General features: G+C 65.8%; 13 protein-coding genes. All 13 read right to left on the minus strand.

From position 1 onward, the window contains the following. Positions 1-82 precede the first annotated feature (82 nt). Positions 83-763, minus strand: a complete 681-nt coding sequence (locus tag WJ542_RS20490) for a GntR family transcriptional regulator (RefSeq protein ID WP_411191280.1) — start codon at positions 761-763, stop codon at positions 83-85. Positions 764-870: 107 nt separating this feature from the next. After that, complete coding sequence (locus WJ542_RS20495) at positions 871-1632, minus strand: carboxymuconolactone decarboxylase family protein (RefSeq protein WP_411191281.1); 762 nt, start codon at positions 1630-1632, stop codon at positions 871-873. 52 nt (positions 1633-1684) lie between these two features. After that, positions 1685-2083 carry a cupin domain-containing protein gene (locus WJ542_RS20500; RefSeq protein WP_411191282.1) on the minus strand — a complete coding sequence of 133 codons (399 nt, stop codon included), beginning with the start codon at positions 2081-2083 and terminating at the stop codon, positions 1685-1687. A gap of 39 nt (positions 2084-2122) precedes the next feature. After that, a complete protein-coding gene (locus tag WJ542_RS20505) occupies positions 2123-3043 on the minus strand; it encodes an NAD(P)-dependent oxidoreductase (protein WP_411191283.1) in 921 nt (306 codons plus the stop codon). A 13-nt stretch (positions 3044-3056) separates the two neighbouring features. After that, on the minus strand, positions 3057-4403 hold the full coding sequence (locus WJ542_RS20510; protein ID WP_411191285.1) for an MFS transporter: 1347 nt from the start codon (positions 4401-4403) through the stop codon (positions 3057-3059). 114 nt (positions 4404-4517) lie between these two features. Further along, positions 4518-4919, minus strand: a complete 402-nt coding sequence (locus tag WJ542_RS20515) for a carboxymuconolactone decarboxylase family protein (protein ID WP_411191286.1) — start codon at positions 4917-4919, stop codon at positions 4518-4520. 108 nt (positions 4920-5027) lie between these two features. Next, positions 5028-6494: an aldehyde dehydrogenase family protein gene (locus WJ542_RS20520; RefSeq protein ID WP_411191287.1), complete on the minus strand. Its 1467-nt coding sequence runs from the start codon at positions 6492-6494 to the stop codon at positions 5028-5030. A gap of 32 nt (positions 6495-6526) precedes the next feature. Further along, complete coding sequence (locus WJ542_RS20525; protein WP_411191288.1) at positions 6527-6853, minus strand: NIPSNAP family protein; 327 nt, start codon at positions 6851-6853, stop codon at positions 6527-6529. Continuing rightward, on the minus strand, positions 6850-7752 hold the full coding sequence (locus tag WJ542_RS20530) for an NAD(P)-dependent oxidoreductase (RefSeq protein ID WP_411191289.1): 903 nt from the start codon (positions 7750-7752) through the stop codon (positions 6850-6852). The genes WJ542_RS20525 and WJ542_RS20530 overlap by 4 nt, the downstream gene beginning before the upstream one ends. Positions 7753-7781: 29 nt before the next feature. Beyond that, the gene (locus tag WJ542_RS20535; protein WP_411191290.1) at positions 7782-9188 is read right to left on the minus strand and encodes an MmgE/PrpD family protein; all 1407 of its coding nucleotides are present in this window, start codon (positions 9186-9188) and stop codon (positions 7782-7784) included. Continuing rightward, the gene (locus WJ542_RS20540) at positions 9178-9963 is read right to left on the minus strand and encodes an SDR family NAD(P)-dependent oxidoreductase (protein WP_411191291.1); all 786 of its coding nucleotides are present in this window, start codon (positions 9961-9963) and stop codon (positions 9178-9180) included. The genes WJ542_RS20535 and WJ542_RS20540 overlap by 11 nt, the downstream gene beginning before the upstream one ends. A 12-nt stretch (positions 9964-9975) precedes the next feature. After that, a complete protein-coding gene (locus WJ542_RS20545) occupies positions 9976-10776 on the minus strand; it encodes an N-acyl homoserine lactonase family protein (RefSeq protein WP_411191292.1) in 801 nt (266 codons plus the stop codon). A 63-nt stretch (positions 10777-10839) separates the two neighbouring features. Next, positions 10840-12279 (minus strand): MFS transporter, encoded by a 1440-nt coding sequence (locus WJ542_RS20550; RefSeq protein ID WP_411191293.1) that lies wholly within the window; start codon positions 12277-12279, stop codon positions 10840-10842. Positions 12280-12603: the final 324 nt, after the last annotated feature.

The following is a 12603-nucleotide window of genomic DNA, read 5'->3' on the forward strand; positions in this document are numbered from 1 at the left end:
GACTACTGTAATGAGGTTGAACAGGCCCACTAACGGCTGCAGGCACGCCTCCCAGATGCGACAGCAGACGCACTGGGGACTCTCAGCTCTCCGCTTCGCTGGTCTGCTCCAGCATCCGCATCGCGGCCTTTTCCGCATTGGAGACATGCAGGCTCGCCGCTTCGCGCGCGGCGTCGCTATCGCGCGCCTTGAGCGCTTTATACAGCCTGTCGATTTCGCGCAGGCTAGTGGGCAGACGGTCGGGATGCATCAGCGACGTGGCACGTAACAGGTTCACGCGCGAATAGAGGCTCGTCAGGATTTCCTTGACCAGCGAATTGCCGCAGTTGTCGAGCAGCACGTCGTACAGTTGGGTCTTGGCCTGCAGCACGCCGGTCTGGCTCTGGGCCGTGGCTTCCGCACGCAGCTTCTTCGCCGCCCGGCCGAACTGCTCGATTGCGGCGGCGCTCGCAACGCGCGCGAATTCCTGTGCCGCAAAGCCCTCCAGCAGACCGCGCAGCGCATACAGTTCATGCGCTTCGTCCACTGACATGATGGCGACCACCGGCCCCCTGTGCGGCACGTTGCGCACGAGCTTTTCCGCTTCGAGCCGCCGCAGCGCTTCGCGCACCGACGTGCGGCTCACACCCAGTGTTTCACACAGTTCACGTTCGACGAGCCGCGCGCCCGGCGCATAGCGGCCGTTCATGATGGCTTGCCGCAGCACGTTCTCCACCCGATGGCGCAGCGTTTCCGGCCGTACGAGACCCAGATCTTCAAGCATTATTGTATTCCCGTCAGACAATAACTCACGCCCAATGATACAAGAAAGCGTCCGCGCTGACGACCGGAACACGGGTAGCGCGCGTCAAAGTGTCGTCGTCGAGCCCGTCATCCGTCGTGGCGCCGCGCAAGCGCCGCTTCGACGATCGGCGCCGCTTCAATCGCGCCGTGAATGCCGATCGTGCTGACGATCTCCAGCACCTCCATCAGCTCCTGTGCGGTTGCGCCGTAACGCAGCGCGTTGCGGAAATGCAGCTTGAGGCCCGGCACGTACAGATGCGTGGCGGCCGCATCGAACGCGCAGTACATCATCTCCTTCACCTTCGGCTCCAGCACCCCTTTGCGCCACGGCACCGACGAAAACTCGACGTACCCGTCGAAAAGCTCCGGGTCCAGCTCAAGCAGCCCCTCCCACGACGCATGCCAGTAGCCGCGGTTCTCGATGAACTGCTGCTTCGAGGCCTCGCGCCGCGCATCGAGCGGCGCAGCCTGCGAACGGTACCCTTCTTCCTGCAGCACCTCCAGCAGCACGGGCACGCCGACGTTCGACGCGTGAATGCCGATCGTACTCGCCAGTTCGAGCACCTCGACGAGTTCCTCGCGCGTAGCGCCATGCACGAGCGCGGCCTCGACGTGCTGGCGAATGCCGGGTAGATAGAGATGCGTCGCCGCGGTGCATGCGGTCAGCGCGACGAACGCCTGCACTTTCGGCGCTAGATGCCGCTGCCGCACCGCCACGCTGGAAAAGCGCAGATAGCCATCGACGAACTCCGCGTCGAGCCGCAACAGACTTTCCCAGCGCGCATCCCACGTGCGATGCGTGCGGATGAACGCGTCCTTCACCTGCTGTTGCCGTTGCGTCAGGCTCATCGCACTCCTCGTTGCGGATGAGCACCCGCTGGTGTGCAGCGGATGCTTCGATTCAGGCCGTTACGCCGGTCATCTGGCGGTACGCTTCGTCGGACAGTTCCTCCTCCCACATCGTTTTGCCGAGCGAGGTCGCGGTGTGAACCATGTAGCTGTCGCTGGCCGCGCCGTGCCAGTGCCGTTCGTTCGCGCCGATCCACACCACGTCGCCCTGGCGGATCATCTGCGGCTCGCCGCCTTCGACGCAGATCCAGCCGCAGCCCGACGTGACCTGCAGCACCTGCCCCTGCTCGTGGTGATGCCAGTAGGTGCGCGCCGCCGGCGAAAAGAACACGTTGGCGATGGTGACCTTGTCCGTGGTCGGCATGATCGGGTCGGCGTAAACGACGCCGCTGAACGTGCTCGACCGCTGCTCCGAGGCGGCGCCCTGCTGGCGCCCGTGGAAGACCTTCATGCGTTGCTCCTTGTCCTGATCCTGAATGTACGGTGGGGCTTACTGCTTTGGCTCGTGCAGGCGCACGCCGCCGGACACGTCGCCGATCGCATCGACCACGCGGTTGCTGATCACGTCGCCGTAACCGAGCGCTGTCGCGAGTCCGAAGCTCGCGAGCGGACCCGCCGCGTTCAGCGACGCGACGCCCAGTTCGCGCGCCCGGTCGATGTACAGCACCACGTCTTTCGTCATCAGCTTGCTGGTGAGGCCGCCTTCCAGATAATCGCCGTCGACGATCTTCGGGAAGCGGTTCTGCGTCGCGAAGTTCACGCCGCTGCTGCTGTTCAGCACGTCCAGCAGACGATGCAGATCGAGCCCCGCGTGCTTGCCGGCCACCATCACCTCGGCGGTGGCGGCGAGGCTCACCGCGTTCAGGAAGTTGTTCAGCAGCTTCGTGGTGTGGCCCGCGCCGCTCTCGCCCATCGTGACGACCTTGGATGCGAACGGCTTGAACGCCCACTGGATCGACTCGATCGCCGCCGCGTCGCCGCCCACCATCAGCGTCAGCGTGCCCTTTTCCGCAGCCGCCGCGCCGCCCGAGATGCCGGCATCGATGTAGTGCAGGCCTAGCGTCTGCGCGCACGCATTGAGCCGGATGGTCGAACTCGCCGCCGCGGTGCTCAGATCGACCACCGTCTGGCCGCGCCGCGAGTGCGCGAACACGCCGTCTTTGCCTTCGACCACCGCTTCCACCACCTTGCTGTCCGGCAGCGACAGCAGGATCACGTCGGCGAAACCCATCACCTCCGCGACCGAGCGCGCGGCTTTCGCGCCCGCCGCCTCGGCACGTCCTTGCGCCGGGTCGTAACCCAGCACTTCGAAGCCGGTATCGACGAGCCGCCGCGTCATGCGGCCGCCCATGTTGCCGAGTCCGATGAAGCCAATCCGTTCCTTGTTCATGGTGTGTCCTGTGTTGTGCAACCCTGCATCCCGCTCAGAAGTCGACGTCCTTCGTTTCTGGTCCCATCAACGCGCCGACCATGCCGATCAACCCACCGATCGTCAGCAGTACTACTGGCGTGAGCCGCATGGGCATCAGCGCGCCCAGCCAGTTCATGTAGAACGCGTAGAACGACGGCAGAATGACGGACAGGCTGAAGCCCACGCCGAAACCCGTCGCACGCACGTCGGTCACGAAGCGCTCATTGATGTACGTGACGATCACGCCCCACGGCGACGTCACCAGCACCGCCAGCACGCAAACGAGCGCGATCACGGCCGGCAGGCCCAAACCATCGATCGCGGTGAGCGCGTACATCAGCCCCGCGCCGACCGTCGCGATCAGCGGACCGACGATCGCAAAGAAGCGCCGCCTCCCGATGCGCTGACCGATCAGGCCGGACGCGATGTAGCTGAAAAACAGCACGAAATACGTGATCATCAACGCGAGCGTCATCTCGAAGCCGGTGAGGTGCAGCGTGCGCAGCAGCAGGCCCGTCGGCAGGAAGATCGTGATGATGTTCTGGGTGAGCCAGAAACCCGTCATCAGCAGCAGCACCTGGACCAGGTTGCGCCCGCTCCCGCCGCGCAGCAGGTCGGAGAGCGGCAGCTTCTCGACCGGGCCTTTATCCGCGGCTTCGCTCTGCCACACTTCGGATTCCGCCACCTTGTGCACGTAGTAGAGCGCGAGCACACCGGCGAGCAGCGAACCGGTCACGAACGGCACGCGCCAGCCCCACTGCGCATACGGCGAATGAAGCCCGTTCAGCGGCGTGATCATGAACATCAGCATCGCAAGCAGGTTGATGGTCACGTACGCGGCCGGAAAGCCCGCGATGATGAAGCCGCCCACGAAGCCGCGCTGCTCCTTGCGCGAATACTCGATGGCGAGCGGCATCGCACCCGTATAACCGCCGCCGAGGAAAATGCCGTCGACGAACCTCAGCAGCACGAGCGCCCAGTAGGAAGCAATGCCGATGCTCTCGTAGCCCGGCAACAGCGCGATCAGCAAGGTCACCACGCCGAAGCCCGACACCGAATAGATCGACGCCTTGCGCCGCCCGATGCGGTCCGCGACGATGCCGAACAGCAGCGCGCCGACCGGACGCCCGAGCAGCGCCGTGACGAACACGAGCGACGCGAGAATCGCCTCCATGCCGCCCGTCAGATGCGGCGGCTGGAAGAAGAACAGCACGGGCGAAAGCACCACCACCGGCAGATAAATGTCGAACATGTCGATGAACTCGGAGAAGAACGCACCCTTGATGGCGCTGCGTCTCTTCTCGTCCATCGACCTCGAGGCGTCGCTCTCGTCTACTTCGTCCGCAGTCAATGCCTTCATGGGCGTCTCCTGATTCGTTGTCCCGCGCCGCTCGTGCTGCGCGTGGTCCACCAATGCGGTCTCGTGTCGCTGCGTTGACGATCTCCGTGAACTGCCGGTTCGGGCTGCCAGGTGTTATTCGGCCGGCTTGCCCGTTTCCGTCTCGTACGCCTTGATCGCGTCCGTCGCGACGCGAAACGCCGCGAGCGCGAGCGGTGCGCCGCAGTAAACCGCCGCCTGCATCAGCACGGCGCGAATCTCCTCGCGCGTCACCCCATTGCGCAGCGCGCCCTTCACGTGCACCGAAAGTTCGTGGTGCTGACTCATCGCGGTCAGCATCGCCAGATTGAGCATGCTGCGCGTCTTGAACGACAGCGTACGGTCGCCCCAGATATCGCCCCAGCAGCTCTCGGTGACGAACTTCTGCATCGGCCGGTTGAAGTCGTCGGCATTCGCCCACGACTTCTCGACGTGCGCCGCACCCAGCACTTCCTTGCGGTTCTCGAAACCGCGTTCGAAACGTTCGTTGTCTTCCATCTGCGCTATCTCCATCGTGGGTGCTGCCATCGTGACGTCGAACTTCGGCGAATCTGTCTGCTCACCGGATTGTCAGACAATGATTCGGAGAAAATTTTTTTGGCCCGGTCAATCCACGCCGTAGCCCACCATGGACTTGATCTCGAGGTACTCGCGCAGACCCGCTTCGCCCCACTCGCGGCCATTTCCCGAGCGCTTCACTCCACCGAACGGCGCATGAAAATCCGCGGCCGGATAGTTCAGGTGCACGCCGCCCGCCCGCAGTTGCCGCCCGATCTGGCGCGCACGCTGCAGATCGCGCGACTGCACGTAGGCAGCCAGCCCGTAATCCGTGCCGTTGGCGATCTCGACCGCTTCGGCCTCGGTGTCGTACGGCATCATCGACAACACCGGGCCGAAGATTTCCTCGCGCGCGATGGTCATGTCCGGCGTCACGTCGGCAAACACGGTCGGCCGCACGAACCAGCCGCTGGTGAAGCCGTCGGGACGCCCGGTGCCGCCCGTGACGAGGCGTGCGCCTTCGTCGATGCCCTTCGCGATCAGCGCCTGCACGCGCTCGAACTGATTGCCGTTCACTAGCGGTCCAAGCTGCGTCGCCGGGTCCATGGGCGGCCCGACGCGATACGCCTCGGCAGCGCGCTTTGCGATCTGCGCAGCGTCGTTCATCAGATGCCGCGGCACCAGCATGCGCGTCGGAATCGAGCAGGATTGCCCGGAGTTCGTGAAGCAACCGGCCACGCCGCGCGTCACGGCTGCCTCCAGATCCACGTCGTCGAGCAGGATGTTGGCCGACTTGCCGCCCAGTTCCTGAGCGACCCGCTTGACGCTTTCCGCGGCCAGCTTCGCAACCAGCACGCCCGCGCGTGTGGAGCCGGTGAACGACACCATGTCGATGCCGGGATGCGCGGCGATGGCGGCGCCCACTTCCGGGCCGTCGCCGTTGACGAGATTGAACACGCCCGGCGGTACGCCCGCTTCGTGCAGCACCTGAGCAAACAGCAGCGCGGAGAGCGGCGAATACTCGCTCGGCTTCAGCACCATCGTGCAGCCCGCCGCGAGCGCGGGGGCGATCTTCACGACGATCTGGTTGACTGGCCAGTTCCAGGGCGTGATGAGCCCGCATACGCCCATCGGCTCCAGCCGCAGCCTCGTCGTGCCGTGCTGCGTTTCGAATTCGAAACGTTCAAGCACCTCGATCAGCGCATTCAGATGCGCGGGGCCGCGCGCCGCCTGGCCGGCGCGCGCGAACGCGATCGGCGCGCCCATTTCCACGGTCATCGCTTCCGCGAATGCGTCGGTGCGCTGGGTGTACAGCTCGACGATGCGCCTGAGCAGCGCGATGCGATCCGCCACGCTCCATGCCGCGTAGCCCGGCCACGCGCGCCGCGCCGCGTCGACTGCACGGTCGACGTCCCTCGCATTGCCGAGCGCAAGCTGTCCGTAGACGGATTCGCTCGCCGGGTCCACCAGATCGAATCCGCGCGAGGCATCCGGCTCGACCCATTTGCCATCGATGAAACAATGGCCCGCGTGCGCGAGCAACGCGGCATGCGGTCCGTTTGCCCTCGTGTTCATGACGCCTCCTTCGGCAACAGCCGGTACGTGGATCAGCGCAGCGCCGAGAACGCGGTCGGCACGAGAAACTGGTTCTCGATGCGCTCGACGATCGGCCGCTCGGCTTCCGTTGCGCTGCGTTTCGCGATCCAGTCGGCGTCCGCCTGGAACGCGTTCCACTTCTGCTCGCGCTCGGCGAGGCTCTCCCATTGCAGCAGATACGTGAGCGAGTGATTGCTCGGGCCGGCGAGCGTGGTCCAGAAACCGATCTGCCTGATGCCGTACTTGTCGAAAAAACCCAGCGTGATGGTGTTGAAACGGTCGAGCAGCGCCGGCAGACGGGTCGGCGCGCAATGGTAGATACGCATTTCTACGATCATGTTCTGTTCTCTTCCTCGTCGCCGGACCATTTCCGCACGAAGCGCACGAGTTCCGTCATGTCGCTCGCGCGGCCACCCTGGGATGCCGCAACGTTCCACATCTGGCGCGCCGAATTGCCGAGCCACATCGGCACGCCGAGTGCCTGGCATTCGTCGACGGCAAGGCCGATGTCCTTGCACACGCTGCCGATCGGAAAACCGAAATCGAAGGTTCCGGTCAGCACGTGCTTCGGGAACTTGTCGAGCGTCGCACCGTTCTTGCCGCTACCCGCGTTGATCACGTTCATCATCACTTCCGGATCGAGACCGCCGCGCACTCCCGCGACAAACGCTTCGGACGTAATCGCGAGCGCCGTCGAAGACAGCATGTTGTTCAGCAGCTTCAGCAGTTGCGCCTGCCCTGCCTCGGTGCCGACGACGAACAGCTTGCCGAGCGCGTCGAACAGCGGACGCACTTCGTCGACGGCCTCGCGCCTGCCCGCCACCATGATCGCGAGCGTGCCCTTCTGTGCGCCGGCCGCGCCGCCGCTCACCGGGGCATCGACGGTATCGATGCCCTTTGCGAGCAGCCCTTGCGCGACTTCCTGCTCCATCCGCGAACCGACCGTGGACAGGTCCACCAGCACCTTCACCGTTTCGCCGCTGCCGATGCCGTCTTCGCCCAGCGCAACCTCGCGGAATACCGCCGGCGTTGGCAGGCTCGTGAACACCACTCGCGCCGTGTCGGCCACTTCCCGCACGCTGGCCGCGGCACGCGCACCGGCCTGCTTCAACGCGTCGAGCGCGGCAGGGTCGCGGTCGTACACGATCAGCGAATGCCCCGCGGCAATCAGGCGCTTCGCCATCGGCTGGCCCATCACGCCGATACCGATAAATCCGATCCACTTCTGTTCTGGCATGTCCGTTCCTTGAGAGTTTGAACGAGGGTTTAACGGAAGGCTGGCCGCCGCGCGGCCAGCATCGGCGCCGCTGCATCGTTCGCACGATCGAGCGACCAGAGCGCCTCCACGAGCGGCGTCACATCGACCCGCGCGCCGCCATAGGCGGCCAGCGCCGTCAGCTTCGCTTCGAGCTCGCGATCCGAAAGCGGCGACGCGAGGCTGCCGTGCGCCGAGTCGATCCGGCGCGTCAACGTCTGCCCCGATACGAGCTGCACGGTGACCTGTGCCGCCTCGACGGCAAAGCGCGCATCGTCGACGAACACCACCCGCGCGCCGAACTCGCGCCAGGCCGGCTGCGCGGCTGCCGCGTCGCTGAATTCGGCAAGGCCCGCGCGGCCGGTGGCGAGTGTCGCGGCAACGGCATGCTGGCCGCTCACCTGCGCTTCGCGTCCGCTGCGCGGCAACGGGCGATCCGTGCGCGCACGCAGCAGCGGATGACCGGTCAGCTCCACGCGCGTCACGTGCTCGAGACTCAGCGCGTGCTCACGCGACAGCGCGAGGCACGCCTCGATCACGGGATTCAGCACGACGCCGCACGGGTACGGCTTGAACGTGTTCGACTGCAATGCCCACTCGCTGCCCAGTTGCGCGGTGATCGCGGAAAGCTTCGGCTCGTCGCACGTCACGCGCAAAAAGCCGCGCTCGCCTTCGAGCGGCCGCGCCGGTCCGCTGCAGTCCTCCGCCGCCAGCAACGCGGACAGCATGCCGTTGCGCGCCGCATTGCCGACGCTCACGCTCTTTGACAGGCTGCCAAGCGTCTCCACCAGCCCGCCCGCCTGCGCCGAAGCATGGCCCAACGCCCAGCCGATCCGCGCGGCATCGAGGCCGCACGCCTGCGCGACAGCCGCGGCCGCGCCGAACACGCCGCACGTCGACGTGATGTGCCAGCCGCGCTGGTAGTGCTGCGGTGAGACGGCATTGCCGATCCGGCATTCCACCTCGACGCCGAGCACGAACGCGTGCAGCAGCGCAACGCCTGACATCGGCGCGCCCCGTGCGCGCCGCTCTTCCGCCAGCGCGAAAAGCGCGGCGGCAACCGGCGCGGTTGGATGGATGATGGTCGGCAGATGGGTGTCGTCGAAGTCGTGAACGTTCGCGCTCATCGCATTGAGCGCGGCGGCGGTCAGCGGATCGGCAGGGGTACGGCAACCGATCACGCTTGCACTGTCGCCGCTGCTGAAACGCTGGTACACGCGGCGCGCGCGTTCGATCTCGGCCTCGTTGCAGCCCGCCAGTGCCACCGCGAAGTAGTTGACGAGCGAGCGCTTCGCTTCGTGCCGGACGGCATCCGGCACGGCCTGCCACGGCGTGTTCGCGACGAACGCCGCGAGCGCCGCGGTCGCGCCGGGTTCGGTGTCCGCGCGATTCGATGGTTTCAGTGCATCACGCTGCAAGCCAGCCTCCTTCGATCGGCATCATCGCGCCGGTGATCTGCGCGCCGGCCGCGCCGCTCAGGAACACCACCATCGCACCGACATGCGCGGCGTCCACGAGCTCGCCCGTCGGCTGCTTGCCCTTCAGGAACTCGCGCACGGCATCGGCGCGTTCGAGCCCGCGTTCGTCCATCAGCGCGGCGATGCGGCCGTCGATGTTCGGTGTCAGCACCGAGCCCGGACAGATGGCGTTACAGGTAATGCCGGCGTTGACCGTCTCGATCGCGACCGAACGCGTGAGACCGAGCAGCGCGGTTTTGGTCGTGACGTAGTCGACGCGGTTCGCAACCGCCCTTGCCCCGTACACCGACGTCATGTTGAAAATGCGGCCGAAACCGCGTGCGCGCATCGTTGGCAGCGCCAGTTGGATCGCCCGGAACGCGGCGCTCAGATTGACCGCGAGCGCGGCATGCCAGTGCGCGGCGGGAAACGTGTCGAGCGGCGCGAAATGACGCACCACGGCATTGTTGACGAGAATGTCGAGGCCGTCGGTTCTCTGCTGCGCGGCGTGCATCAGCGTGTCGGCGCCGTCCGCGAGCGAGAGATCCGCGCGAACGTAGTGCGCGTCGATGCCGTACCGTTCGCTCAGCGTCTCAGCCGCGCGCAGGCCATCGGAGACCGGTTCGAGGCCATGCAGCACCACCCGGCAGCCTGCCTGCGCAAGCGCATCCGCGATGGCGAAGCCCAGTCCGGCGGTCGAACCGGTAACGAGCGCGGCCTTACCCTGAAGTTCCATTGCGGGCTCCATTCAGCGCGGCGCCACATCGAGCCGCGCGATCCAGCCCTCGGTCTCGCGGTCGTGCGCAGCATAGCGCTCGAGCACCTGCGGATCGTGGCCCGGCACCACGTGCGCGGGCGAATCCGCGAGACGGTGCACCGCGCGGAATCCTTCCATCATGTCGCCGACGTTGTAGACCGCCGGGAAGGGTCGGCCCTCGTCCATGTTCGCGTACAGATGCGACGCGTCCGAAGCGAGCACGACCCAACCTCGCGCGGTATGCACGCGCACCACCTGGAGCCCGTCCGTATGGCCGCCGACGCGATGCAGGCTCAGGCCGCGCGCGAGCTGCGATTCGCCGTCATGGAACTCGACCCGCCCTTCGAACACGCGCCCGACCATCGACTTCACGTCTTCCGGCTCGAACGGGTGACTCAGCACGCGATGGCACATGCAGCGCCCGGTGCAGTACGCCATCTCGCGGTCCTGCACGTGATAGCGGGCGCGCGGAAACATCGCACGGTTGCCGGCGTGGTCGTAGTGCATGTGCGTGACGATCACGTCTTCGACTGCGTCGGGCTGCACGCCGACTTGCCGCAGGCCTGCGTCGACTGCATGCGTGATCGTGCGGCCGCGCTGCTTCGCGCCGACCTCGTCGAAGCCGGTATCCACGAGCCATACGCGCGATTCGTCCTTGATCGCCCACACGAAGTAGTCGAGCGGCATCGACACGTCGTGCGGATCGCCGCCGATGAAGTTGTCACGCGCCGGGCGATCGTGAAACGCGTACTTGATTGCATAGATCTGGTATTGCGGAAGTGCCGATGTCATGCCTGTCTTCCTCCGTTACCTGTTCATGCCGCCGCACGCCATGCATGCCGGAGGCTTCGAATCTCATCGCGGTGCGGCACCCGCCTGCGCTTCGCCGCGGCCGCCACTGCCCCCCTCGTCGCCGACCGTTGCCGCGAGATCGGCGCCGCCGGCTTCGCGCGTCTCGACGGCGATCGCTTCGAGCGAGCGGTTTTTCGTTTCGGGGCCGAGCACGGCGACGATCGCGGCCTGCACGAGCAGCGTCCCGACGATCAGCGCGAGCACGCCCGCGATGCCGAGGCCCATATAGGCCGACGCCACGGCGTACGGCACCGCGATGCTGACGCCGCGCCCCACGGTATTCGCGAGACCCGCGCCGCGCAGCCTCAGCGAGGTCGGGAACAGTTCGGGCACGTAGCTCGCCACGCTGAACGACGACAGCACGTAGATGCAGGCGGTGATCGCGAAGCCGAGCGCCGTGATCGCCACCGCGGACTGCGCGAACGGATAAGCAATGCCGAATGCCGCGCACACCAGCGAGAACATCACCGTGCCCCACTTGCGGCCGAGCCGCTCCGCCAGCACGAACGCGATCAGCGAACCGACCGGGCCGCCCGCGAACATCACCGCCGTCAGGCCGAGCGAACTCGACACGCTGTGGCCCTGCTTCACGAGGAAGGTCGGAATCCAGCTAACGAACGCGTAGTTCACGATGAAAAGCCCAACCAGCACCGTGATCGCCGTCACCGTGCGGGACAGCATGCCGCGGCCAAACAGATCGCGGATGCGGCTTTGCGGCTGGCCGGCCAGCGCGGCGGCGGGAATCGACACCGTATCGGGCGCCGCCGTCACGCCGCATTCGCGTTCGATCTGCTGCACGATCGCGTCCGCTTCGTCCTCGCGCGCTTTCGATGCGAGCCAGCGCGGCGATTCGGGCATCGACTTGCGCAGGAACCACACGACGAGCGCGCCGCAACCGGCGATCGCGAACATCCATCGCCAGCCGAAGTGCGGCACGATCAGCCAGCCGAGGAACGTCGAGAGGAACAGCGACGTGTTGATGATGAGATTGAGAATGGTGCCGAAGCGGCCACGCCACGCGGGCGGAATGAATTCGCTGAGGGTGCCGTAGCCGACGACGATTTCAGCGCCCATGCCGAGGCCCATCACGAGGCGGAAGAAGATCAGCCAGTAAATGGACGGCGCGAGCGCGGCCGCGATCGACGCAAAGCCGTAGATGCCGAGATTGAACTGATAGCAGAAGCGCCGGCCGAAGCGGTCGCCGAGCACGCCCGAAAGCCACGCGCCCGCCATCATGCCGATGAAGGTGACCGACACGAACGTCGCGTTCAGGCGCAGCGTCGACTCGCCGCTATGGATCATCGCGGCCAGCACCGTGCCGGCGATGTAGATATCGAAGGAGTCGAAATACATGCCCGCCGCGATCAGCGCGAGCAGCCGCCAGTGAAAACGCGACAGCGGAACACTGTCGAGGCGTAACCCGATTCGAGCTTCAGCAAGCATGACGCGTCTCCGTCCACGGTGATGGCGTGCCCGTCGTCGGATCACGCTCTAATTTTGCATGATTATATTCCTGTCATACAATCCGTCAACTCGGAATGCGTCGTCTCTGGCGGCGTCCCGTCATTGTCCGGCTGGCGAACAGACAGCGTCTGCTCAAGTGCATCCAGGCCGAAGTCCGTAGTCATCGACGAGTTGACGCGCCAGTTGACGATATCGACTTCTTCCCGTTGATCGCATCTCGAATGCACCCGGTCCGATATCGGGCAACGCGATCAACCACACTCATATATTCTGCCGCGCTGTTCTCGCCCTCTCGCAGCCGCC

Origin of the sequence: Paraburkholderia yinzeri, assembly GCF_046581065.1 — a bacterium.
Classification (GTDB): Bacteria; Pseudomonadota; Gammaproteobacteria; order Burkholderiales; family Burkholderiaceae; genus Paraburkholderia.